19 protein-coding genes are annotated in these 25365 nt (G+C 60.5%); 7 read left to right on the top strand and 12 right to left on the bottom strand.

Features of this window, described 5'->3' with window-relative positions; all coding sequences use genetic code 11:
• Nucleotides 1-63 precede the first annotated feature (63 nt).
• The 11 genes from JOD47_RS10240 to JOD47_RS10190 all read right to left on the bottom strand — a co-directional run bounded on the left by JOD47_RS10240 (nucleotide 64) and on the right by JOD47_RS10190 (nucleotide 16431).
• Nucleotides 64-1332, bottom strand: a complete 1269-nt coding sequence (locus JOD47_RS10240; protein WP_204534044.1) for an ROK family transcriptional regulator — start codon at nucleotides 1330-1332, stop codon at nucleotides 64-66.
• A 296-nt stretch (nucleotides 1333-1628) separates the two neighbouring features.
• On the bottom strand, nucleotides 1629-3761 hold the full coding sequence (locus JOD47_RS10235) for a glycoside hydrolase family 36 protein (protein WP_204534042.1): 2133 nt from the start codon (nucleotides 3759-3761) through the stop codon (nucleotides 1629-1631).
• A complete protein-coding gene (locus JOD47_RS10230; RefSeq protein WP_204534040.1) occupies nucleotides 3758-6205 on the bottom strand; it encodes a glycoside hydrolase family 2 protein in 2448 nt (815 codons plus the stop codon). The genes JOD47_RS10235 and JOD47_RS10230 overlap by 4 nt, the downstream gene beginning before the upstream one ends.
• A gap of 196 nt (nucleotides 6206-6401) precedes the next feature.
• Nucleotides 6402-7412 carry a sugar phosphate isomerase/epimerase family protein gene (locus JOD47_RS10225; protein WP_204534038.1) on the bottom strand — a complete coding sequence of 337 codons (1011 nt, stop codon included), beginning with the start codon at nucleotides 7410-7412 and terminating at the stop codon, nucleotides 6402-6404.
• 17 nt (nucleotides 7413-7429) lie between these two features.
• Complete coding sequence (locus tag JOD47_RS10220) at nucleotides 7430-8614, bottom strand: Gfo/Idh/MocA family protein (RefSeq protein ID WP_204534036.1); 1185 nt, start codon at nucleotides 8612-8614, stop codon at nucleotides 7430-7432.
• A gap of 89 nt (nucleotides 8615-8703) precedes the next feature.
• Nucleotides 8704-9684 (bottom strand): ROK family protein, encoded by a 981-nt coding sequence (locus tag JOD47_RS10215; protein WP_307836257.1) that lies wholly within the window; start codon nucleotides 9682-9684, stop codon nucleotides 8704-8706.
• Nucleotides 9677-10648, bottom strand: a complete 972-nt coding sequence (locus JOD47_RS10210) for a glycoside hydrolase family 113 (RefSeq protein ID WP_239548473.1) — start codon at nucleotides 10646-10648, stop codon at nucleotides 9677-9679. The genes JOD47_RS10215 and JOD47_RS10210 overlap by 8 nt, the downstream gene beginning before the upstream one ends.
• Nucleotides 10649-10683: 35 nt before the next feature.
• Nucleotides 10684-13170, bottom strand: a complete 2487-nt coding sequence (locus tag JOD47_RS10205) for a glycoside hydrolase family 2 protein (protein ID WP_307836256.1) — start codon at nucleotides 13168-13170, stop codon at nucleotides 10684-10686.
• Nucleotides 13167-14063 carry a carbohydrate ABC transporter permease gene (locus tag JOD47_RS10200; protein WP_204534030.1) on the bottom strand — a complete coding sequence of 299 codons (897 nt, stop codon included), beginning with the start codon at nucleotides 14061-14063 and terminating at the stop codon, nucleotides 13167-13169. The genes JOD47_RS10205 and JOD47_RS10200 overlap by 4 nt, the downstream gene beginning before the upstream one ends.
• The gene (locus tag JOD47_RS10195; RefSeq protein ID WP_204534028.1) at nucleotides 14060-15013 is read right to left on the bottom strand and encodes a carbohydrate ABC transporter permease; all 954 of its coding nucleotides are present in this window, start codon (nucleotides 15011-15013) and stop codon (nucleotides 14060-14062) included. Before JOD47_RS10195 ends, JOD47_RS10200 begins: the two co-directional genes overlap by 4 nt.
• A 122-nt stretch (nucleotides 15014-15135) precedes the next feature.
• A complete protein-coding gene (locus JOD47_RS10190; protein WP_204534026.1) occupies nucleotides 15136-16431 on the bottom strand; it encodes an ABC transporter substrate-binding protein in 1296 nt (431 codons plus the stop codon).
• A 323-nt stretch (nucleotides 16432-16754) separates the two neighbouring features.
• Here JOD47_RS10190 and JOD47_RS10185 point away from each other — a divergent pair, with 323 nt between their 5' ends.
• From JOD47_RS10185 to JOD47_RS10155, 7 genes are all read left to right on the top strand, one after another.
• On the top strand, nucleotides 16755-17789 hold the full coding sequence (locus JOD47_RS10185) for a LacI family DNA-binding transcriptional regulator (RefSeq protein WP_204536612.1): 1035 nt from the start codon (nucleotides 16755-16757) through the stop codon (nucleotides 17787-17789).
• A 25-nt stretch (nucleotides 17790-17814) separates the two neighbouring features.
• Nucleotides 17815-18588: a ThuA domain-containing protein gene (locus tag JOD47_RS10180; RefSeq protein ID WP_204534024.1), complete on the top strand. Its 774-nt coding sequence runs from the start codon at nucleotides 17815-17817 to the stop codon at nucleotides 18586-18588.
• Complete coding sequence (locus JOD47_RS10175; RefSeq protein WP_204534022.1) at nucleotides 18585-19697, top strand: Gfo/Idh/MocA family protein; 1113 nt, start codon at nucleotides 18585-18587, stop codon at nucleotides 19695-19697. Before JOD47_RS10180 ends, JOD47_RS10175 begins: the two co-directional genes overlap by 4 nt.
• Before the next feature lie 68 nt (nucleotides 19698-19765).
• Nucleotides 19766-21505: an ABC transporter ATP-binding protein gene (locus tag JOD47_RS10170; protein ID WP_204534021.1), complete on the top strand. Its 1740-nt coding sequence runs from the start codon at nucleotides 19766-19768 to the stop codon at nucleotides 21503-21505.
• A gap of 335 nt (nucleotides 21506-21840) precedes the next feature.
• Nucleotides 21841-22134, top strand: coding sequence for a transposase (locus JOD47_RS10165; protein ID WP_204534019.1), 294 nt, complete (start codon nucleotides 21841-21843; stop codon nucleotides 22132-22134).
• 174 nt (nucleotides 22135-22308) lie between these two features.
• Entirely contained in the window at nucleotides 22309-22932 is a 624-nt protein-coding gene (locus tag JOD47_RS10160) for an IS3 family transposase (RefSeq protein ID WP_204536610.1), read from the top strand.
• A gap of 397 nt (nucleotides 22933-23329) precedes the next feature.
• Nucleotides 23330-24727: a plasmid pRiA4b ORF-3 family protein gene (locus tag JOD47_RS10155; RefSeq protein ID WP_204534017.1), complete on the top strand. Its 1398-nt coding sequence runs from the start codon at nucleotides 23330-23332 to the stop codon at nucleotides 24725-24727.
• A gap of 180 nt (nucleotides 24728-24907) precedes the next feature.
• Here JOD47_RS10155 and JOD47_RS10150 read toward each other — a convergent pair whose 3' ends face one another.
• Nucleotides 24908-25189 (bottom strand): hypothetical protein, encoded by a 282-nt coding sequence (locus JOD47_RS10150; RefSeq protein ID WP_204534016.1) that lies wholly within the window; start codon nucleotides 25187-25189, stop codon nucleotides 24908-24910.
• Between the last annotated feature and the right edge of the window lie 176 nt (nucleotides 25190-25365).

The following is a 25365-nucleotide window of genomic DNA, read 5'->3' as shown; positions in this document are numbered from 1 at the left end:
CACAACGGAGTCTTCCAAGGGTATCTAACTTAATTAACTTAAGGAAGTGTTCCGACTAGATTACTATCCGACGTGACCGGCAGCGACCAGCTGGATATTGCCGGGGGTTCGCCTCGAGCGGGCCGCTAAATGCGGAGTGACTTGATGTTGAAGAACCAGTGCGGCCGCTCCGACAGCGGCTGATTGGTCACCGATAGTCGACAGCTTTGTGTGGACCGGGTGGACCGAACGCATGAAGGTTCCCTCGTTCAAGCGGCCTTGGATGACGTCGGTGAAGATTTCTCCGGCGATCGAAAAGCCGGGCCCCGACAGGTGTACTTCGTCCAGATCGAGAACGTTGCTGAGCGACACTATTCCTTCGGCGAGGTATGCGGCTGCTTGTGTGATCAGGGCGTGTGCCGCCGTGCTTCCCTGGACAGCGCCCTTCGCGATCCTGTCGAAGTTTTCTCTGCTGGATGAGACTTTCGGCGTAAGTCCCAATTCACGTGTCAAATTTTCATTCGCGAGTGCCCGCGCGGCTACGGCAGCTGGAGCTGCGTACAATTCCACGCAACCACGAGACCCGCAATGGCACTTGGGACCGGCGATATCGAGAGTGATATGCCCGACTTCACCCGCATTTGATGATGACCCGTGATAGATCCGACCATCCACCAGAATGCCGCAACCAATGCCGTCCGCCATATAGACAGTTGCTGACACAGGAGAAGTCACCAGCACATTGTTTGTCCAATACTCACCCAATGCTGCACACGTCGCATCGTTATCAAGCACTACGGGAAAGCCGCTCTGCACCTCAAGTCGCTCCTCTAATGGGTAATCCCGCCAAGCTGAGGAGGGCCGGTGCCCCCGTAACGCTCCCGTACGAGTATCCAGAGGTCCAGGACTCGCCACACCGATGCCGACGACGGTGACCGGGTCAATGTTTACTTCCTTGAGCAACTCAGCCGCGCGTGATGCGATCAACTTGATGACCGTCCCGGGATAAGTGTCACCGGTACCCGACGTCTCTGCGCTTCCAACTACTTTCCCTGACAAATCCGCAGCAACCAGCACGAGACGTTCGCGATCCAACGAAACACCGAGCGCATGACGCGCAGAACTGTTGATCTCCAGCAGCGTCCTACGCTTGCCGCCGGTAGACTCGCTAAAACCCGTTTCGATTATCAGGCCCTCGGCTATGACGCGCCGCACGACAGTGGAAATAGTCGCTTCAGTTAGACCAGATTTCTTCGCCAGTTCGACTCGGCTAATTCGGCCAGAGGCACGAATCGCGTCAAGGATTAAACTACGTGTCTGCTCACTTGATCGAACACTCGATGCGGTTGCCAAAGGAGGTACTCCTGCTGGAGGCTGGAAACGTTCTACCAGCCAAGAGTATCCAAAGCTTGCATCATCACACGCCAATCTGGGATGTAATCACACGGCGGTTGCGAACGGTGTGAGGTGACGTGCGCGGTCCCCACTCCTATTGGAGCGGGATTGAAGGCAACGTTTCGCCGCTACCCGGGCTTGCTGTAGAGCTGAACGAAATTAGTGACGACCCTGAGGACTCGATGCCGCACACTACGCTCGGGCAGGTTCCCTGTCTTTTCAAGTTCTGAAGCTAGCTGTCTTTCAAAGTGGGGTCAGACATCCGACCGTGGGGCTGACGGTTCTTGGACTTCGAGCAGAAGGGTTCGCGCAGCAAATGGAACATTCTTGTCGCTGGTGATACTTAGGACGCCTGCGTCCTGATGCCAGTCCGCCCGCCAAGTACCAGTTGCGGGAAAAACCGCAGTGACGGATAGGACGTGCCCGTGAAACTGTGGGAACGGAAGGATGATCCGTGCTTCTTTCGAAGCGCGCTTCCAGATCGTCAATAAGGCGCTTGATTTCTCTCGATCCATCAGCCCGAGAGCGATCCACTCGTCGTTCCAGTCTGGGAGTCCGATCGGCCAGATCGGTGCCGAACTCCGGATCCGATCGCGGATGGCTTTGTGTGCTGTCACTGCCTGTCCGACGATCCGAAGTTGTGCGGGCGTCATTAGATCGATGCGGCCGGAAAGATACATGCGGCCTAGCATCGAGGTGCAGCAGGTGAACGCTATCTCCTCATCAGTCATGTCTGGCTGTGGGTAGGCCCAACTCGCGGCCTGTTCAGGAAGCATGGACATCGGTGCTGAGGCCGAGATGGGAGGGTAGCGTCTTGGATCCTGCTGGTCGGATGTCGACTGCACCTGGACCCGATCCAGGAGTGGGGCGTCTGCCCGCATCGCACCGGAGGCGCAGTTCTCGATGATCACATTGGGGTGGCGTCCGCGCATTTCGTCGAGCCATGCGAGGTAGCCGGTTGTGTGGTTAAGAAGCCCCTCACCGACGCTCGCTGTTGCCAGGTCTGAGCCGGCACCGGCGTCGATGTTGTAGTCGAGCTTTAGGTAGCCGAGTTTTAGCTGGTCGATCAGGCGCTCGATTGCGGATGACACGTGGTCCCTTGCTGCTGCGCTGCTGAAGTCAAGATGAAACCTGCCGTGCTCCCGCACGGGGATGCCCGATCGGCTGAAGAAAGCGTCAGGTGGCAGCGTATTCGCTGCTGGGCTGTTGACTCCGACAACCTCCGGCTCGAACCAAAGACCGGCGCGCATCCCGGTCGAGGTGATCGCGTCGGTTACCTCTTCAATTCCTTGGGGAAAGCGGCGTGTCGAGGGTTTCCACTGGCCTACCTTGTCCCACCAGTCGTCACCATCGTCGTACCAGCCGGCGTCAATACAGTAGACCTCCGCGCCGATGGCGGCAGAGGCATCAACCAGAGGCAAGATCGCCTCTGTTGAAGGGTCACCCATCAACGTGTTCATGAAGTCGTTGTAGACGACCGAGGGTGCTTCGTCGTCAGGATGAGAACGCCGCCGCGACCGGCGAGCGATAGTAAGCTCCGCTAGGGCGGAATCAAGAGTTGGGCCGATGGCGATCGTTGCCGTCGGAGAGGTGAACGCTGCTCCCGGTTCGAGGAGACGCGAGAATGCGTGGTCGAGGTCCGTCGGGCCCGAGAGCGCGAGTGAAAGCCCCGTGTCGTTTTCAGCGAGTTCCCAGCGCCACGGCCCGCTGTGATCGATCTGCCAAATCAGGGCTGTCGAAGCTCGCACCGATTCAATTGCAGCGACCGGGAGGTTTCTTCCCGTCGTCCACGAGCCACTCGATATCACCGAGATCTGCCCCCGCCCATTCGACCCGTGCGCGCCGCGGGACCAGTCGACAAGTGCCGAACGCAGCGGCGTGGACGTCCAGCGCGACTCGGCGAGCCAATCGCTGCGACCGTGGCTCAATGAGGTATCCGGTGCAAACGAGCTGTCTTGGGCGCCGAACCGGAGCTCGAGAACCAGAGAGGGCATGGCTAGGATCAGCGATCGCGCCGCACCATCGTTGATCACTGTTACCCGCGCGGTCAGACTGGCGGAGTTCTCCTCCGACCGCAATTGCAGGGCCGTTCGCAGACCGGATTCATAGTCCTTTTGATGGACAGTGAGCACATTCGCTGAGCCGTCGAGGGTAACCTGATGCGACAGGTACCGCATCCGTGCCCCGACGAGCGTCTCGCTCAGCCGGGACGTGGAGCGAGCGCGTCCCTGCCCAGCAGTCAAAACCTCCACTACAGGGGCGTCGGAGCCTGAGACCAGGTCGAAGCCGTCTGTGCGGATACGATGCACTCCGACGGGCCGGTCGGGGCCAGCGGAGAGTTCTACTCGGATCCGGCCCGCGTTCCAGTCGATGCGATGTTCTGTCATGAATGTTCTCCTGCCCGTCCGAGATCGTTGACGGTTCTCAGCACAGGACGCTTGACGAGTGCGGCCAAATCAAGGGTCTGGTCTGACTCGATTTCAAACATCGCCCGTTCACCGGGGAAGAGCGTAACTAGTGCCTGGCTCACGCGGGCCGTTGGGTCAAGTCTGTCGGGAAAAAGGCACAGGTCCTTTGTGAACGAGTGCGCTTCCAAAGTTAGTTCGCAGCCCAGAACGGTATGTTTGATGCTTGCATCGAACCGGTGCTCAGGAAGATCGAGGGCGATGTCCTCCGCACCGTACCAGTACGCTCTTTGGGCGCCCTGCGCCTCTGCTGTGAGAACCGCGTCAGCAACAGAATCAGCGAAGACGACGCCGGACGGAACCGGGACCATGAGAGAGGACCGGGGCGGGACCTCCACCTCTATTTCAGAAGCGGCCAACGTCGCTCCGTTGAATCGGCGACGACTCAGAGTGACGCCCGCTCGCCATGTGGTCGGGGTGTCATTTCCGAGGACGAGCAAAAGAGCATCGCCGCGTTCGATGAGCATAAGCACCCGGTCGGCGTAGATGGAGCGGATGGCGTGCCAGAGTGGTTTGCGGTGGCGATCGCCGTCCACGGCGGCGTACCCGATGCCGGGCCAACAGTCCTTCAGCTGCCAGACGATAGCGCCTGCCGTCCGTGGCCAGTGCGAGCGGAAGTGCTGCAGTCCGAAACGAACGGCACGTGCCTGGTTGAGCTGGGTGGTGAAGTGCCAGTCGTCGAAATCCTCTGGCGCAGGCAGATGCGGGGTCCATCCGCGTTCTAGTCGGTTGAAGCCGTCATCCGCCTTCTGGTGGGAGATCAACGCCGGGCTGTTGAGCGACGGTTGATCGCCGTCGAGGGCGCGGAGGAGGGTGGAATACGCGGGCGGGCCAAGGAATCCGAACTCGGCAATAAATCGAGGAACGGTCTCGGCGTAGGCGGTGTAATCCCTGCTGTACCAGACTTTCCAACTGTGGGAAGTACCCTGATTGGGATCGGTGGGTATCGACGGATTTTCAGGGGAGAAGGGACTGGAAGGTATGTAGGGGCGGTCAGGATCCAGTTCTTGGAGGAGGTCGGGAAGCATCCGACGGTAGTAGCCGTCCCCCCAGTCCGCGCCCGCCGGCATGCGGTCGCGAAAGCCCCAATTGTAGTACCCCTCGTCGGTTTCGTTGCCACCATTCCAGAGCACGAGGGATGGATGAGGAGCCAGTCGGAGGATGTTCTGCCGTGCCTCGGCAGCGACTTCCGCCGCGAGCTCCTCCGACTCGGAGTAGCACGCGCAGGAGAAAAGGAAGTCCTGCCACACCATGATGCCGGAGTGGTCGCAGAGCGCGTAGAACTGGTCCGACTCGAAGATCCCGCCTCCCCACACCCTGAGCAAATTCATATTGGCGTCCAACGCGTCAGCGATGCTGCGCGGGTAGTCGGCCCCCACGACAGGACGCGCGAAGTCATCCGGGGTCCAGTTGGCTCCTTTGACCAGGATGGGCTGACCGTTGACCTGCAATGTGAACGGAACACCGTGATCGTCAGGGCGTGAGTCGACCCGGACGGTCCGGAAGCCGATCTCCCGGTTCCACTCATCACGCTGCACCCCGTCACTCCACAGCTCGATGGTCAGCCGGTACAGCGGCTGGTTACCGTAGCCTCGTGGCCACCACAGATTGGGGGAGTCGACCGTCATGGTGATACCGAGCTCATCGCCTGAGCCGGAGGACTCTGTCCTCGATCGTGATCCGTCCGGGTGCCACAGATGAGCGATCAGCGTCGCGTCTCCCGGACGGGTCCGCTCCAATCGCGCACAGACGTCTATCCTCCCGCGTCCATCATCGACGCGCACACGTGGCAGGACCTCATCGAGACGGACGCCGTCCCAGCGCTCCAACCCGATCGGCTTCCATAGTCCACTGGTCGGCAAATGCGGGCCCCAGTCCGAGCCGAAGCTGCAGGCCATCTTCCGGATAGCATTGTATGGAGGCGTGTCGCCCACTAGGGGTTTTGGCCCTATGCGATCCTCGAAAGCGCGGGCGCTGCGAACCGCTGAAAGCAGATCAATCGAGATCACATGAGATCCTTCACCAGTGTGGGAACGCAGATCGAAGCGATAGGTCCGGTGCTGGTTGCGGGTGCGGCCAATCTCGACGCCGTCCAGCCGAAGGATGGCGTCCGTGTCGAGTCCATGCGCGACGAGATCAATTCGGTCATCGCCATCCTCCACCTCAATCACCGATTCGTAACGGAAGTCGGCCTCCGCAACCCAGCCGGCCGACGATTCGCCGAGACCTACGTATGGATCGTCAATCACTCTTGCCTCAGTGAGGTCATGCAGGACGCTGCCAGGAACGCTCGCGGGGAAGTAGGTCTTGACGACGCCGTCCGCGAGGTGTCCCATTCGCCAGTCCAGTAGTTCAAGCTTCTTCATGGAACGGCCGACTCCTCTGCTGTGTTTGTTGGTCGGATGTGGGCAGATCACCGGTTGAGAACACCGTCCCGGAAGCCGCCACCTGGCGTCGGGTTGGTACTCCTTGGTTGAAAAGTTGGTCAGATAAGACACCCGGGCTTGCTGTCTTCTCAGTCGCCCCGCATTTTAGGGCTTTGTGTTCGTCGCAGTCTCGAAGTCAGGCTTGGCGCCCGGTGGAGAATGCGGCGTCGAACGCTGCTGCCGACGGCGCTATCCCGCCCAGCTGGCGGACCAGCACCAGCGCCTGGGGTGCGCCGATAAGGCGGTCCATGCCTGCGTCTTCCCACTCGACGCTGACCGGCCCGCTGTAACCGATGGAGTTGAGCATCCGGAATATCGGTTCCCACTGCACGTCACCGTGCCCGGCGGTGACAAAATCCCAGCCGCGCCGCGGATCTCCCCAGGGCAGGTGTGATCCAAGCCGTCCGTTGCGGCCGTTGAGCTGCCGCACGGATTCCTTCACATGTACGTGGAAGATGTGCTCCGCGAAGTCCTGCAGGAACATCACCGGGTCCAGGTCCTGCCAGATGAAATGCGAGGGGTCGAAGTTCAGCCCGAAGTTCTTCCGGTCAGCCATGACATCCAGCGTCCGGCGGGTACTCCAGTAGTCGTAGGCGATTTCCGAGGGGTGGACCTCGAGCGCAAAGCGCACATTGGCGTCGTCGAACGCGTCCAGGATCGGGTCCCACCGGTCCTTGAAGTCCTCATAACCGGCATTGATCATCGACTCCGGCACGGGCGGGAACATGGCCACGCACTTCCAGATGGAGGAGCCGGTGAAGCCGGTGACCGTCTTGGCGCCGAGCAGGGCGGCAGCGTGGGCAGTCGCCTTCAGCACTTCGGCAGCACGACGGCGTACCCCCTCCGCTTGCCCGTCTCCCCACACCCGCTCGGACAGGATGCCGCGGTGTCGCTCATCAATGGGGTCATCGCAGACTGCCTGCCCGGTGAGGTGGTTGGCAATCGCATGAACCTGCAGGTTGTTCCGTTCAAGGATGTCGAGACGGTTCCGGAGATAGGCGCTATCCTCCACCACGCGCTCGGGGTCGAGGTGGTCGCCCCAGCAGGCGATTTCCAGCCCGTCGAAGCCCCACTCGCCCGCGAGCCGCGCCACCTCCTCGAACGGCAGATCCGCCCACTGGCCGGTGAACAGTGTTACTGGTCGCATTCGGTTCTCCCTCTCAGTCATCTTTGGACCCGCTGCCAGCGGGATTCGTTGGTTGCGCTCTGCTCCACCGCGGCCAGCACCCGCTGGACCCGCGAGGCATCAGCGAACGACGGCGACGGCTGGGTTCCGCTGCCCAGAGCGGTGACCAGTTCCACCACCTGATGCGTAAACCCGTGCTCGTAGCCGAGGCCGTGCCCCACCGGCCACCAGTTCCCGGTGTACGGGTGGTCCGGTTCGCCCACCTGGATACGCCGGAAGCCTGAGGTGCGGCTGCTATTGCTGCCGTCGTAGTACTCCAGGACGTTCATGTCCTCGAAGTCGAACGCAAGTGAGCCGGATGACCCGTTGATTTCCAGCCGGATAGCGTTCTTCCGGCCGAGCGCAAAGCGGGTGGCCTCGAAGACTCCGATCGCGCCGTCGTCGAACCTGGCGGTGAAGGCCGCGGCGTCGTCGACCGTTACCGGCCCCTTCTCCCCCGATGCGTCGCCCTTGCCGCCGAGTCCCGACAGGTCGCCGCCCACCGGCCGTTCGGTCACGAACGTCTCCATCAGCGCCGAGACGCCGGCGATATTCGAGCCGATGACCCACTGGGCCGCGTCGATGATGTGCGCACCGATATCGCCCAGGGATCCGGAGCCGGCCTTGGCCTTATCCATGCGCCAGGTCAGCGGCGTGAGCTCATCCGAAAGCCAATCCTGCAGGTACTGTGCGCCGACGTGGCGGATGGTCCCGATCCGGCCCTCCTGCACCAGTTCCCGGGCCAGTGTCAGCGCCGGGGTCCGGCGGTAGCTGTAGCCGCACATGGCCTGGACACCGCGTTGCGCCGCTGTCTCCGCGGCAGCAACCATGCGCTCGGCCTCCTCCACGGAGTTGGCCAGCGGCTTCTCGCAGAGCACGTGCTTTCCCGCTTCGAGCGCCGCGATGGCGATCTCGGCATGCGTGTCCCCGGGAGTGCAGATGTCGATCAGATCAATGTCGTCCCGCGCGATGACCTCGCGCCCGTCGGTGGCCGTCTCGTTCCAGCCCATGCGCTCAGCGGCCTGAGCAGCGGCGCCCGCGTTCCGTCCCGCCAGGACGGACAGCTCGGGCCGCAACGGCAGGTCGAAGAACCGCGGCGCCGTGCGCCAGGCGTGGGAGTGCGCTGCACCCATGAAGGCGTAGCCCACCATGCCAACCCGCAACGGTCGGGATAGACAAGTCATGGCTGTCCTTCCATCGTTTGTCAGTGGGGCAGGAGCACGAAGCCGGCAAGCATCCGCCGGATGCTTGGCCGGATCAGCGCGGGTTCACGCTAGGTTGCGGTCTCGAATGGGTAAATTGCCCGATGATGCACGGATTCAATCTGTCGGCCGACACCTCGATGCACGAGGGCCGCCGCCCCGATCAGGGGCCCATCCGTTCCCAGCCCGGTCGGAAGAATTTCCAGCCCGGTCGAGTAATCCAGTTGAGCGTGCTCTCCAGCAGCCTCCTGCACAAGTTCGCAATAGTCTGGTGTGACTTGAGAGAAGCCACCACCGATCACCACTCGATCCAAGTCGAGCAAGGTGGTCACCGAGGCCAGCGCCCGCCCCACGGCGGACGCGCTGCGCATCACAGCCAGACCCGCAGTCTCGTTTCCCATGGCGTAGGAGAGCGCCAAGTCTTCGCCGGTCCTACCTTTCCAGCCGCGCGATTGCGCCCACCGTACCGTGTGCGGTCCGGAAGCGATTTCTTCGAGGGTGCACCCTTCACCGGGCAGCGTGAAACCTGCCACCTCTATTTGTCCGATATGACCAGCGTTGCCGGTCTTACCTGAAACTACGCGTCCGTCGGCGATGATGCCTCCACCCACACCGGTGGAAACCACCATCCCCATGAGTGAAGAGCACCCCTGACCGGCGCCAACCCACATCTCAGCGAGCGTGATGCAGAGCCCATCCAACCTGAGGATCGCTTCGGTGTCATATCCGGCTTTGGCCGTTGCTCCTTCGACGACTGAGCGCAGCGGGAATGCCCGCCAGACTCCGATATTCACCGGGCTTACCACACCTTCAAGCAAGCCAATCGGGCCGGCGCTGCCGATCCCGGTTCCGAGCAGGGCAGCATCCGTTGGCAGAGCGGCCAGCGCGCCCTGCACTACGCTTTGCACCGCAGCTACGAGCTCTTCCGAGGAGCTCTCTGTACCAGTGGGCCGTCTACATCTGCTTCCCGGCAGAATTAATCCGTCGGCACCGACCAGTGCCGACTCAACCTTCGTTCCGCCGAAATCCACTCCTAGCGCGAACTCAGCCACTCTGTTCCCTCTCATCGTGCGCTTCCCCGAGCCGAACCTCCGAAAGCCATCGCGCAGTCATCTCACCGAGATACTGCCGAACGACGGCGGCGGCTTCCTTACCAAAGATGCAGTAATCGTCATTCATGGGCGCCTCAGACAGCGGGTAGAGCTTCGGTGGCCAATCCCAGAGAATGAAACCGCGGACCCATTCCCGATCGCTGCACGCACTGAACATAGCTTGATACCACCGTGCCTGCTCCGATTCGGATGGCTCGCCGGAAAGTGACCAATCGTTGGGTTTGGCAGCGGAACCGATGCGGCTGGGACATCCCGCTTCCATGAAGAAAAATGGCCTACCCTCCCGCTCGACCACCCGTTCGATGCGGTCTAGTTGAGCCTCCCATTCCAGCTCTGGATAGTAACCGCTGGAAGAGATCACATCTACTGCATCCCACCAGCGCACCCTGTCTTCTTGATACTTGTCGCAGTTGTACGTGATCAATCCGTGGTAGACCGACCGCACATCCGCTATAAGCGTGCGCCACTCGCTTTCCCGCTTATCCGATTGCACCATCTCGCAGCCGATGCACAGCATCTCACAGCCTTCTTCTTCAGCCAGACGTGCGTAGTGCAATATAAAGCGGGTATAGGACTCAAACCATTGCCCCCAGGTCGGTTCGCCCGGCGCGTCCTCGTCGAAGAACCCGATGAAGGCCCGCCAGGTTCCATCTGCGCAGTTGACCACCGGTTTGAGACAGACTGAGTACCCTTCCGCCTTCATCGTCCGAATGGCCCAGCGCACCTCCTGGTCCGACACAGTCGGCTCATCGCTGAACGGGATTTCCGTTGACTGCGCGGTGTCCTGCAACGCGGCGAAAGACACCGCCACCCAGTTGAGGTTGAGCCCCTGCATGAGTCGCACCGACTCTTCGGCCGCCGGAGTTCCCCAGGTTCCACTCACACCGGTCCACCCCCAAGTCATTCCCGCAATTGGTTCCCGCGGAAAAACTGCCCCGATCACGGTGCTGTTTCCCCAACCACTAGCTGGTTCGCACTCCTCAGCACACGGTGGGTGATCAGTTCACCCTCATTCAAAGAGGACTCCGACTGAACGTGGAAGGTAACGCTCTCTCCGGGGAGAAGGGTGACCAATTGATCATCCACACGAGCGCTCGGGTCAACTTTGTCAACGAGTAGCGCGATGTCACGGACCAGGTTCTCGGCTCGTACGCGCATTTCGTAGCCACCGCTCACCGAAATCACCTTCGCTGTAAGCCGAGGCGCTGCAAGTTCGGAATCCCTGTACTCGGCGAAGAACCACAGCGCCCGCACGGCTCCGACAGTCGCGCACACAAGCTCTTCACCGGGCGTCATGCTAGTGGCAACCTCTGCAGGGATAGTGAGTGTAGCCGATTCCCGGGCGCCCAGTTGCAGGGGAACGGTGGCGGAGGCTCGCTCCTCTCCGTTGTAGGAAAGCAAGCGGATCACAACATCGTCCCGCCATTCCTGATCGGTATCGTTGACGACGCATACGGCCAGCCCACTCTCGCGCGGCTGAATGGTCACGAGCCGGTCTTCGTAGGCATGCTTAATCGCGTAGAGAAGCGGCTTCGCCCGCCCGTCGCCGTCGACCGCCGCCCAGGAGGTGACCGGCCAGCAGTCATTGAGCTGCCACACAATGCTTCCCATGCACAGCGGACTTAGGGATCGGAAGTGCTCGATTGCCACTTCGATCGCCCTTGCCTGATTCAACGACATGGCCCAGTGCCAGTCGTCGGTGTCATCGGGCAGCGGCAGATGGTCGACCAGGCCGTCGATGAGTTTTGTGTTTCCCTCCATCGCCTTCTGATGCACAAGCATGCCCGGCGATTCGGGGGTCAGTGGACTGTCGCTGATTGATCGGGTGAGGGTCGACCAGGTGGGCGGTCCCTGCCACCCGTATTCCGCTACGAAGCGTGGCTGGTAGCTGCGGTAGTGCGGATAATCCCGTTGGTTCCATAGATCCCACAAGTGAACGGATCCGTGCTGCGGGTCGTTGGGGAAATGGGCCGGATCAGGAGAGAAGGGGCTGCTCGGAGTGTAGGGCCGGTGCGGATCAAGCTCACGCAGCAGTTCTGGAAGCAACTCATCGTAATAGCCCTTCCCCCAGGTGCGGCCACGCAGGCGTTTGGCCCAGCCCCATTCTTCGTGGCCCCAGACATTCTCGTTGCTTCCGTTCCATACCACCAGGCTTGGGTGCGGAAGGAGTCTGACCACATTATCGCGGACCTCGGCTTCGACCTCGCTGCGCAGCGGCTCCTCTTCGGCGTACGCGGCGCAGGCAAAGAGGAAGTCCTGCCACGTCAGAATCCCCCTTTCGTCGCACAGGTCGAAGAAGTCGTCACTTTCATAGATGCCTCCACCCCACACCCGCAGCAGGTTCATGTTCGCTGATTCTGCCTGAGCCAAGCGTGCCGCGTACCGCGCGCGGTCCACACGGTGAACGAACGCGTCGTCCGGGATCCAATTCGCCCCTTTCACGAAGATCGGGCGGTCATTGATGATCAACGTGAACGGTGTGCCGTGAGCGTCCGGTTCGGTGTCTACCCGCACTGTGCGGAAACCTACGCGGCCCTGCCAGGAATCGATACCGGATCCATCTGAAACCAACGTGACCTGCAGATCATATAGCGGTTGGGCGCCGTGGCCGCGTGGCCACCAGAGGTCAACGTCGGTCACCTCGACGTCGACTACAACCGACATCTCGCCCGCTGGAACGTCGACAGTTTGGGTCTCGCTGGCAACACTGACCACGATCTGGGTGCTGGAGACGACTGAGTGCTCGAGCACCACGCTGACCCGCACCACTCCCCCGGCACCTTTCACAGAGGCAGCCGGGCTGACGGAGGCAAGCCGCGCTGTGGACCAGTTCTCCAGGCGCACAGGACGCCACATCCCTACGGTTGCGACATCAGGTCCCCAATCCCACCCGAAGTTGCAGGCCATTTTACGGATGGAATTGTAGGGGTGATGGTTGACGTGTGGGCGATAACCCTGCTCCAGGCTTGCCTGGTCCGCGTGTTTCACCGGCGACGAGAACGTGACGGTCAAGTCGTTCGATCCCTCGCGCAACAGCGCCCGTACGTCGAATCGGTAGGTGCGGTGCATGTTCGCGGTCTCGCCGACGCGTTCGCCGTTCAGTTCGATGACCGCCACCGTATCCAGTCCTTCGAAGACCAGATCAGTGCGTTGGTGCTGACCCGCCCGCCACTGGAAACTCGTGCTGTAGCGCCAGTCGCACAGACCGATCCAGGCAAGCAGCCGTTCATTGTCATCTAGGTAGGGGTCCTCGATCAGGCCGGCCGCCATGAGATCGGTGTGGATGCTTCCAGGAACCGTCGCCGGTATGGAGCGTCCGGCGATCGCTTCGGGCACCGGGCCTTTCACGACTTCAACATGCCAGTTCTCGTGCAGGAGTGCTTCGTCCTTCGCGAGTTGTCCGGCGTCGGTCGATGTCACTGTCACTTGGTAGCTCCTTGGGTGAGTCCGCTGTAGATGAAACGCTGCAGAAGTATGAATGCGATGAAGGTGGGGATGATGACAATGAGGGTGCCCGCGGAGATGACCTCCCATTGGGATCCGAAGGGCCCGGTAAATCGGAACAGCGCCGTCGAGATCATCGACAGTTCCTCGGAGGGCAGATAGAGGAACGGAATGTAGAACTCGTTGTAGATGGCGATGCCCTTGATGATGACAACTGTTGCGATCGCCGGCTTCAGGAGCGGGAGGATAATTCGCCAAAAAATGGTGAACTTGTTGGCACCGTCGAGCATCGCCGCCTCATCCACGTCCTTCGGGATGGATTGCATGAACTGGACGAAGATGTAGATGGAAATGATGTCAGTGCCGAGGAACAGTGCGATCGGCGCCGCATAGGAGTCATACAACTCAAGTCCCACCACGATCTGGAAGGTCGCGACCTGCGTTGTTACTCCCGGCACCAGAGTGGCCAGCAGGAAAAGCGCAATGACGACTTTCTTCAACTTGAAATCGAAGCGGTCTATTGCATAGGCCGTCATGGATCCGATCAACACTGTGCCGGCCAGCGAAACGATCAGCACGATCCCCGTATTTGCGAATCCCAGCAGCATATTCCCCTGGGTGAAGGCAATCCCGTAATTCTCGAAGTTGAACCAGTTCTCTGGTGGGTCGAGTGGGCCGGTGGTCAGGTATTCTTCGCGGGTCTTGAAGGAAGTTAGGAAGACCGCCACAAGCGGCACGAGGACGGCGACGACAGCGAGCACCAGCGACAGATACTTCAGGAACGTGGCGATTGCCGCTCGGGTCCGGTGGTTCTCCCGTTGCGGGAATCGAAGGGCGTCGGTTGGCCGAGAGCCGCGGCGCAGCAGGTTGCTCATGTCAGGTTCACCTCGTCGTCGGGCACCAGCTTGCGTTGGATGAATGTCACGATCAGGACGATCAGCAGCAGTACGACGGCCATCGCCGATGCGAAGCCCACCTGCCGGAACTGGAACGCGCTCTGAATGGTTTGAATGACGAAAGTGGAGCTGCCGTTAGCTCCTCCGGTCATGATGAACGGGATTTCGAAGACCGCCAGACTTCCTGATATCGCGAGGATGAAGGAAAGGCTGATGATTCGCTTGATTCCCGGCGCGATGATGAATCGGAACTGCTGCCATTTGCTGGCGCCATCGAGGTCTGCCGCCTCATACAGTTGATTAGGGATGGACTGGATGGCCCCGAGGAACAGGACAAAATTCAATCCTGTGTACCGCCAAACGGACGTTGCCGCGAGGGAGACGTTGACGGCGTCGGGATCGCCCAGCCAGGCCGTTGTCGCACTTTCCAGACCCACAGCCTTCAACAGGCTGTCGAGGGTGCCGTCCGGTTGGTACAAGTAGAGGAAGACCAGCCCGATCGCCACCCCGTTAATCAGGTAGGGAAAGAAAAGAACACCTTTGAAGAAGTTACGGAAGCGCGTGTTGAAACTCAGGATGGTGGCGAAGTAGAGCGCGATCCCCATCTGAAGAAAGGACGCGCCGATGTAATAGAGACTGACGAAGAAGACCCGGAAGACTTCGGGTTCCGTGAAGATCTCGATGTAGTTCTCGAGTCCAACGAACTCCTTCTCAAGATCGATTCCGTCCCAGTCCGTGAAGCTGTACCAGATGAGGTTGGCCGCAGGCACGAACGTGAAAGTGATCAGCAGGGCCAAGGGAGCGATGAGAAAGAGATATGGCGTGATTCGCCTGTGCTTTTTGAGGGTGCGTGAGGACCGGGCCTCTCGTTCAAGTGGAGTACCCGCCGTTGGTGGCGCACCACCCGTCGTTCCTGTCATCTGTGACATGGTCACCGGATCCTTTCCGGGTGCGGCGTCTGGTTCAAGTCGAGGGCTGTTGGAAGAAGGCAGTGCTGCGGTGAGCGCCGGCCATCGGTACCGTCCGACGCTCACCGCGTTCGATGCCTTAGCTAGCTGGTTACCTCAGCCCGAGCTTGCGCCCAACGAGTGTTGAGATCCTCGAAGAAGGACTCCTTGTCGCCGTCGGCCGCACCCCGCGCTACGTCCACCAGTTGCTGACGGTAGATCTGGCCGAAGAGGTCAATCTCTGCCTCGTTATAGATGTCCGAGTGCAGCGTGGCATTTTCAGCTGGCGCTGGGGTCAGCTCGATCAGTTCCACACCGAGTTCCTCGAAGGTGGACAGAGACTCGGGCAGTTCGCTGTCCACCTGCGGCGGGATGGCGCCCTGGCTTTCCGCGAATCCCGACTCATTCGCAAACCAATCAACCCATGCGCGCGCAGCAACCTTGTTCTCAGAGTTGACGTTGATGGCGTTCGAGAAGTCGCCGCCGGTCTGCGAGTAGAACGTGCCGTTCTCCTGATAGGGGAAAGGCATGAATCCGATGGTTTCCGGGTCAACACCAGCAGCTTCGGCTGCGTCCTCGAACTGTGTGATTGCCCATGAGCCCAACGCCATTGTGGCGATCTCTCCCGTGGCTGTCATGCCTTTGGAGCCTTCCCATTCCGTGGTCAGCGGATCGTCTTCGCTCAAGCCCTCGGCCACGATGTCGAACAACAAACCGTCGAGCACGTACTGCTCTTTTCCGTCACTCCACGGGTTGTCGATCGAGTTCATCTCGTTGACGGTTTCGGGGTCACCTGAGATGCCGCGGTTACCCTGCCACTGACCGAGTGGCCAGCCGTCTGCGTAGTTGGTGTAGTAGGGAATCGCCTCGGTGTTCTCCTGAATAGCGCGCAACGCGTCGAGGAACTCATCGGGCGTTGTGGGCGTTTCCGTGATTCCGGCTTCCTCCCAGACCGCGGTGTTGTAGAGGAAACCGTTTGCGTTGCCAAAGGTTGCCATACCGTAGGCCGTGCCGTCATAGGCCGCCTTGTCCACGTATCGGTATTGTTCCTTCATCTCCTCAACTGTGCCCAACGGCTCGAAGAACTGTGGCAGCTGATCGGGGGTCACTGAATTGGGAATACCCAGTACGTCGCCGTAATCGCCGGTGCTGAGCCGCGTGGTGACTTCGCCCTCGTAGTCGGTGATTGCCTCAAAGTCGACAGTCACGTCCGGATACTGCTCTTCGAACTCGGCCTTGTACTCCTGGAAAAGAGTGTCGACGAGATCGGTACGATTCGTCAGAACCGTGATCTCGCCCGATGGTTCGCCGCCTTCTGAGCCTGTCTCGCCGCCTCCGGCGGAGCAGCCGGCGAGCAGCAGCGCTGCTGCCGCGACCCCCGCGATGTGCTTCTTTGCCATCTGTAGTCTCCAATTTTCGGATGAAGGAGCTCCTAAAGGGTGATGTACGTCATACATCGGTGGAGCTTGACGCTGACACTACTACCGGCTGCAACACTTCGTCAAGTAATTTATGTCAACGCTGACATCGCAACATAAATTATTTATACACGCACTGGATCGCTGATTTCTCGGGGTTTCTTTCACCGTCCTTAGGAGTGAACTGACCGGTGATGTCAGCGAAGACACGCCGTCGCGGTGGTACTCTTTGTTCCATGAGCGGCCCAGTGACACGTGACACACTCAAATTCGGCGATGGACCGTCGAGTTCCGATGCCGGCACCATGCGTGTTGCCAGTGCTCAACCGCGAGCCACTCTTGCGGATGTCGGCAAGCTGGCCGGTGTAAGTTCGAAAACCGTCTCCCGAGTCATGCTGGGTGACAAGAAGGTCGCTGAGCCCACCCGTGAACGCGTGCTGGCCGCCGCCCGCACCCTGCGCTTCCGGCCCAATCAACTGGCGTCCAGCCTCCGCCAGGGCAGTACCACCAACGTCATCGCATTCGTGATTGGCGATCTGACCAACCCGTTCTACGCTTTGGTGGCCGCAGGCGCAGAACGGGAACTGGCACGTCATGGACTGATGATGATCCTCGCGAGCACTGATGATGATCCAACCAGTGAGGAACGGGTGGTCGAAACGTTGCTTCGACAGCGGGTTCGAGCTCTCATCATGGTGCCGATCTCCCAGGACCAGAGTTATCTGGAGGGTGAGCGACAACTCGGAACGCCTGTAATTTGTGTGGACCGCCCCGCCCATAATCTGATTGCGGACTCCGTAGTACTGGATAACCGGAACGGCATGGCACAAGCTGTTCGCAAGCTCACCGGGATCGGCCACCGTCGCATTGCATTCGTTTCGAGTCCGGTTGGACTTCACACCGACCAACAACGTCTGGCCGGATATGAGGACGCATTGCAGGAGGCGGGGATACCGGTCAGCTCTGAGTTGGTGCAGATGCCACAGGTCTACGGCACCGTCGCGGAATCGGTGAGAGAGCTAATGGCGCTTCCGGAGCCGCCTACCGCGCTCGTCGCAGCGAACAACAAAATCAGCTCGATCATCATCCATGCGTTGCAGCATCGACTTGAGTCTGTGGCTTTCGTCGGCTTCGACGATTTTGAGCTCGCCGACCTCACCGATATCAGCGTTGTTGCTTACGACGCCGCAGAGCTGGGTCGCGTTGCTGCCCGCCTCGCCATCGCACGTCTTGAGGACCCGGTCGGTGCCCCTGCACACCAACAAATTCCGACCACGCTCATCGCTCGCGGCTCCGGCGAGAAACCCCCAATCCTAGCGCCCCAAGAACTGGCGAACTGATAGTCCACAACTGGAAGGAACACACATGGCGCTTGATCGTGGGCCCATCAGGGTCACAGTCTGGAACGAGAATAGGCACGAAGAAACCGACGAGCGGATTGCAAAGATCTATCCGCATGGCATCCATGGAGCCATCTGTGAGGGACTCCAACGGAATCTTGGCTCCGACGTTGATGTACGCACCGCGGTGCTGTCCGACGCCGAGCATGGGCTATCCGAAGAAGTACTTACCAACACCGATGTGCTGACCTGGTGGGGCCATATGGCGCACGGCGAGGTGAGCGACCACGTCGTGGAACGCGTGCACCGGCACGTTCTTTCCGGGATGGGTTTGCTTGTGCTGCATTCCGGGCACTGGTCGAAAATTTTTGTCAAGCTGATGGGTACCTCCTGCTCGCTGCGTTGGCGGGGTGCTCTAGACAGGGAGTTGGTCTGGACGGTTGAGCCCACTCATCCCATCACCCAGGGCATACCGCACCCGCTCGTCATCGACGAGCAAGAAATGTACGGCGAATACTTCGACATTCCCACACCCGAGGAACTTATCTTCCTCAGCTCATTCAGCGGCGGAGAAGTGATCCGCAGCGGCTGCACCTTCCGCCGCGGTCACGGCAAGATTTTCTACTTCAGCCCAGGCGACCAGGAGTACCCCGTCTATCATCACGAAGATATTCGACGGGTACTGTCCAACGCTGTCCAGTGGGCCCAGCCCAGCCAGCGTGAGCGCACCTACCCCGAGCTAGGCGAGTACGAGTTAAACGAATTCTTCAACGGACGCAGCTACGAGGGGACGAAATGAACACCCGCTTTGAGCCCGTTCCAACGGACGCGCCGCTGCCCGTCGTCGTCGTCGGGGCAGGCGGAATGGGCGCAGCATGGATCGCTGCCGTAGAAGAATCGCATCTAGTCGACCTGCGCGGCATCGTGGATCTCAACCAAGACGCCGCCCGGACTGCCGCCATCGCCGTTGGGCGCCCGGACCTGCCCACCGGGACAGCTACGGTCCCCCTTGCCCGCGAGACTGGGGCGCAGGCCGTCATCAATGTCACCATCCCCGAAGCGCACCACCCCGTCACCACGGAAGCGCTGTTCGCCGGGTTGCCCGTGCTGGGCGAGAAGCCGGTGGCTGCCACCCTTCCGCAGAGCCTTGCCCTGGCGGCTACCTCGACGCTGACAAACCAACTGTTCATGGTCAGCCAGTCCCGGCGATACAACCAGCATGTGGTCGACGCCCGGGCCATGTCCCAGCAGTTGGGCACGCTTGGAATTTGCAGCGTTGACTTCTTTAAGGCGCCACGGTTCGGCGGATTCCGGGACGCGATGCCCCATCCGCTCCTGGTAGACATGGCTATCCATCAATTCGACCTGGCGAGGCTGCTCCTCGACGCGGAACCGGTCTCCGTCTCCTGCGAAGAGTACAACCCCACCTGGAGCTGGTACGACGGCGACGCCTGCGCCCTTGCCATCTTCGAAATGACAGGCGGCGCGCGGTTCATCTTCAATGGCAGCTGGTGCAGCCCTGGGCTGGAAACCTCCTGGAACGGCCGATGGCGCATCAGCGGTGCGGGAGGATCGGTGCTTTGGGACGGCGATAACCCGCCTTGTTCGGAGCCGAACCATCCGATCGCGGCCAATGCCACACCGATGGAGGAAGGCATCCGCGGCGCTTTGGTTGAGTTCGTCACAGCACTACGTGACGGGAAGCGCCCGATGGGCGAGGTCCAAAGCAACCTTCTGAGCTTCGCAATGGTCGAAGCCGCGGTACGTAGCGCTTCTACCGGACAGCGCGTCCACATCCGGGAGCTACTCGACGAATCCCTCGCGACGGCGCTCGATTTACCCTTCGACCCGGCAGTTCTGGATACTCTCCGGGCCGGCGACGTGCTGAATTCCCTGCTTCCCGCGTAACAACGCTTCCCTTGGCTTGCGTTACCCCGTGATCGATTTCCACTTGTAGAGGCGAGTTGCAACGCGACATGAACCTCAATACAGCACACCCAGTACGTGCCCTCGCCAGCGCGGCGCGCCCTTACCGCCGCCGCATCTGCGCCGCGCTGCTCTTCAACGTACTCAAGGACAGCCCACTATGGGTGATCCCGGTTATCACCGCGCTGGTCATCGACACCGTCGTGCAGGGCGAAGATCTCCGGCGTTTGGCTTTGTTGATCGGGATTGCAATTCTGGTGCTGGCCCAGAACTATCCCAATCACATCCTGTACGTCCGTCTCTACAGCCGCGTATACCGCTCCATCGCGGCCGACCTCCGCAATCGCCTAACAGAACACCTTCAGGAACTGTCTATCGGATACCACAACCGCAAGAGTGCGGCCGTGATCCAGAACAAGCTTGTCCGGGATGTGGAGAACGTCGAACTGCTGATGCAGCAAGTGTTTCCGGTATGTGTGCTATCAATCAATCTGACGATCGGCGCCATCACGGTCACCGCGCTGCAGGCACCGGCCTTCCTTCTGGTCTTTGCCCTGACTGTGCCCCTGGGTGCCGCGCTGGTCGCTGGAATGCGTCGACGGGCGTTACGCCGGAATGAGGATTTCCGTCGACGTGTCGAGGACCTGTCCGATCGGGTAGGCGAGATGGCAACGCTCATTCCCATCACAAGGGCGCACGGACTTGAGCACACTGCTACTCGACGAGTCGCGGCCACATCCGAAGACGTAAAGCAGGCAGGGTTAGTGCTCGATCGGTTGAACAGCCGCTTCGAAACAACATCCTGGGTCTCATTCAACGTCCTGGCAACGCTCTGCCTAGGATTAGCCGGCTGGGCAGCCATCACGGGTTTTCTGCCGATCAGTGCCGGGCAGGTAGTACTTCTCAGTACCTACTTTGCGACGCTAACCGCAGCCATCACACAGCTCATCGGACTGGCGCCCATCTACACAAAAGGCATCGAGTCTGTCCGGTCCATCCTCGAGGTCCTGGGGGATCCGGACCTGGAGGAAAACGAGGGCAAGGAAACGGTACCAGTTGTCACCGGGCGGATAACCTTCGAGCAGGTCTCCTACAGTTTTCCTGATGACTCGGTGAAAGCTATTAAAAATTTCTCCCTAGATATCGCTGTCGGAGAAACCGTCGCCTTCGTCGGCGCCTCAGGGTCCGGGAAATCAACCACCATCAACCTGCTCCTAGGCTTCATCCGGCCTACCGAGGGCAGAATCCTGCTCGACGGACGCGACATGCATGACCTGGACCTTCGCACTTTTCGGCAATTTGTCTCTGTAGTCCCGCAGGAATCCGTTCTGTTCGAAGGATCCATCTTCGACAACATCACCTACGGGATGGAGGACGCCAACCCCCCGCTCGTCCGTCAAGCACTTGAGCATGCCAACGCAGCAGAGATCGTCGATGCACTCCCCGACGGTTGGAACACCTTCGTAGGCCAAAGAGGAGCTCGGCTTTCCGGGGGTCAGCGGCAACGTCTCACGATTGCACGCGCGCTCATCCGCGATCCCCGCATCCTCGTCCTCGATGAGGCAACGAGCGCACTCGACTCCGCATCAGAACTCAAAGTGAAGGATGCACTCGAAACACTCATGCGCGGCAGGACATCGCTCGTCGTGGCGCATCGCCTGTCTACGATCAGAAACGCCGATCGTATTGTCGTGCTGGATCAAGGCAGAATGGTCGAAGTCGGGTCTCACGACACACTCATCAGCCTGGACGGCCATTACGCCCGACTCCACCGTGCACAAGCGGTGTGACGATGCGTACAAACAACAGCAATGATCTGTCGCTGCGCTCGAAAATTCCACGAACCGCTCACCGGGACGCACCGCGCAGCCATACAGCGACGGAGATCTTCGACCAATTCCCGGCGGAACTAATCTGAGAACCCGATAGACGACATGCTGATACCTATCACCAACATCCCCCAAAACTACGACTGGGGTTGCGTTCGCTGTCATCGCTTCCTGAATCGCTCTTGCTCTGCGTGAGAGCCGCCCAAGGCCAGAAATCAAACGCAGCACCGCTGCTATCACGGCCCTCCTGCGGCCGTATGGTTTTGTGAGACAGCTTGTTAGGAGCCCTCATTTAGATGCCCGAGCGTAAGAAGTACAAGCAGGAGTTTAAGGACGATGCGGTGGAGTTGGTGATTTCCTCGGGTCGTCCGATTGCGCAGGTCTGCGTTGACATCGGCATCAATGAAGGCACGCTGGGTAACTGGGTGCGTAAGTATCGGGCCGATCATCCGGAGCGTTTCACGGCGGAAGAGAAGGCGGCTGTGCCGTGGGAGGAACATCAGAGAACTCTGGCCGAGAACGCGAAGCTGAAGCAGGAAATTGAGTTCCTGGGAAAAGTCAGCGCCTTCTTTGCAGCGAAGCAACGGTAGAGGATTACTACCGGTTCATCGAAGCGGAGAAGGCCAGCTATCCGATTGCCTGGTTGTGCCGGGTCCTGAAGATTTCCCGTGCCTCGTTCTACCGGTGGCGCACCCCGGCAGGACCGTCACCGCGGCCCGTGCGCCACGAGGCACTGGTGACCGCGGTGACCGGTAAATACGCCGATTGCGGCGGTAAGGCTGGCCGGGACCAGCTGGTCCGCTTACTCAACGAGGACGGCGTCAGCGTCTCTTCTGCCACGGTCGGGGCGATCATGCGCGAGCACGGCCTGCGCGCGGTACGCACGCGGGCGTGGAAGAAGACCACTGAGCAGGACCCGCAGGCCAAGACCGCCCATATCGAGAACCACATGCTCGACGAGGACGGGAAGCGGGACTTCACCTGAGGTGCCCGGGAGCCGGTTATGCGGGGACATCACGTACCTGAAAACCGGCGAGGGGTGGCTGTACCTGGCCACCGCGATCGATCTGTGCACCGGCATGGTGATCGGCTGGAACATGGACCAACACATGCGCTCCAGCCTGTGCACGGGTGCGCTGGCGATGGCCCGCGACCACGGATACCTGCACCCGGCCGGAGCGATCTTCCACTCCGACCGCGGCACCCAGTACACCTCCTCCGAGTTCCAAGCCTGGTGCGCCGGTAACGGTGTCACGCAGTCGATGGGCAAGGTCGGGGTGTGTTGGGACAACGCGGTCGCGGAGAACTTCTTCTCGCATCTGAAGACCGAGTACTACCATCACCACAGCTTCGCCAGCCGGCTGGCCGCCAGGACCGGGGTTATGTAATATATCGAGTCCTGGTACAACCGGAAACGCCCTAACGCAAGAGCCGGCCACCGGTCACCAGCGGCAACACTGACTGCCGATCAAGTCCCCGGCCAAGAACCCCTCGCCGCATAACCAAGAAACAACCGAACTGTCTCAAAAACTTGACGTGCGCATCCCTCGTATAGATGGAGCTACGCCGCCGATAGGTGATCTTGGGCCAACTAGTGAAAAGGTTATTCGCATTAGATGCGAACTCGCCGGACTCAAACGCGTTCCCTCTCACCGGCCACCGAAGACGGCGCCAGGCACGCCAGCCATACCCGGGGCAGCTACGCCTCCCGCCGGCGGTAGATGACGATTTCGACGAAGGGTTCGAACTCTGCGCCTGGGAAACATGGACTGGCAGGATGGTGATGTGACGACACACGCTTCCCAGAAAGACGATGGCTCGATCCTGCTGCAGGTGAAAGTTTCCATCGTAGGCGCCGATCCGACCATCTGGCGGTTGCTTGAACTCGACTCTTCGTTGACTCTGGATGAGATCCACAATGTCCTCCAATTAGCCGTCGGCTGGCGGCGTACGCATCTGCATTCCTTTACGGACACTGACCCCTACCAGCGGCTACGGGCCGGCAATGGACAGGTGCCGGAACCCCGGCGCTGGGTCGCACAGGACCTGCTCGATGACAACGAGGAAGACCTGCTCGAGTCAGACTGTGTTCTGGGTCAGATCCTCACGGCGGAGTCCGGTCCCCTATTCTATGAATACGACTTCGGGGATGGCTGGATCCACCGCCTCGAACTCACCGGAAGTGTCCCTAAGCCACCCAACGCCCCACGGGCACGCCTCGTAGACGGTGCACGACGGGCACCATTGGAAGATTCAGGCGGCATAGGCGGCTACCTCGACCTACTCGATACCCTCGCCAGCCCCAGCCACGAGAACCACGCCAACCTGAAGGCGTGGGTGGCATGGACCACCGGACCATGGCAGGAATTTGACCCGGAACAGCTCGACATCGATTCCGTGAACAACGAACTTGCCCTGCTGTTCCCGGCACCCGAAACCAACCAACCGATCACCAGCAGCCAGACGCTGACGGCCGAACTCACTGAACGGCTGCCTCCTGGGGTCCGCCGGGAGTTCCGCTCCTACCTCGCCGCCGCGGACCTGGATCAGCAGGTGAGAGTGGAAGCTGACGTGGCCGAAGCAACGACGGCACCGTACCTCTGGCTGATCCGACGCATCGGGTCCGACGGGCTCTCCCTCACCGCTGCAGGTTGGCTGCCTCCGACCGTGGTCCGTGAAGCGATGACAGCACTTGGCTGGGAAAGGGACTGGATCGGCAAAGCCAACCGCGAGGACCAGACTCTGCCCGTCCTCCAATTGCGTGAAAGTGCCCGGAGGCTCGGTCTCATCCGAAAAGTCAAAGGCACACTCGTCATCACATCCGCCGCTAAGCGGCTGCTCGATGATCCCGGAGGCCTCTGGCTATTCCTCGCCCGAGCGGTAGCCCACCGGCACCGTCATGATTCCGAGCGCGACGCCACGCTGTTACTCCTCCTCGAGATCGCTGCCGGGAAACGTACCGCATGGAACGACTACCTTGAAGCGGTCGCCTTCGGACTCAGCACGCTGGGCTGGAGCACCGGCCCTGGAGCCGAACTAGACCCGAGAACAGTCCGAGGACTCCTCAGCAACACCCGAGAAGCCCTCCTCAACCTCGGCATGGTCGATGACCGCGGTGGGCTGGAAACAAACATCGTCACCTCGCAAGGGCAGGCCTTCGCCCGCGTCGTACTCCAGTCATAACCACCCGTAACGCCACCAAGCACCGAACCGCCCCAAACTGAGACGAGCAATCAAAGCAATAGCACTGGCAGGTCACGAATACACCGGCTCACTGAGGCGCCTGATCGCGGAAGTTTCCCGTGGTTTCGCTATGAGCCACTCAGAACAGGCGGGAGAATCGCTCGGTGCAGCTGTGCGTGATCAGTCATCGAAATGAGTGTGCCGGCCCACGCGGCGTGCGAGATCGAAGGCGGCGCCGCCACCGAGGACGACCGAGCCAGCCACCGCCACGAGGATGAAGTAGAGCCACACGACGTTACCCACGGCGTTCTCGGGGATCTTGAGCAGTGCGAACCACTGCAATGAGCCGCCGACCCAGAAGATCACCACCGCAAGAAGCACTATCAACGCCGGCGCGCAATCCCACCGCATGGTGCTTCGGACTTTCGCGCCGGCTGTTTCCTCAAACTTTTGTGTCCCCATGCGCCTCAGTATCGAACAGCGCACCGGTGAATTCCCGCGTGTCGGGGCTTTGTTAGCGAACCGGAATGACACCGTTATGGTGCCGCGATGCTGGGTATCAGGGGTGGTGCCGACAGCCTAAGGAGGGCGATGCCGGCTGCGGGCACCAGAGAACCGAGTCTCGGACTGCTCTCAGC

The sequence above is a fragment of the Arthrobacter tumbae genome (assembly GCF_016907495.1).
GTDB lineage: Bacteria > Actinomycetota > Actinomycetes > Actinomycetales > Micrococcaceae > Arthrobacter_D > Arthrobacter_D tumbae.
This window is presented reverse-complemented; position numbering and strand designations above follow the sequence as displayed.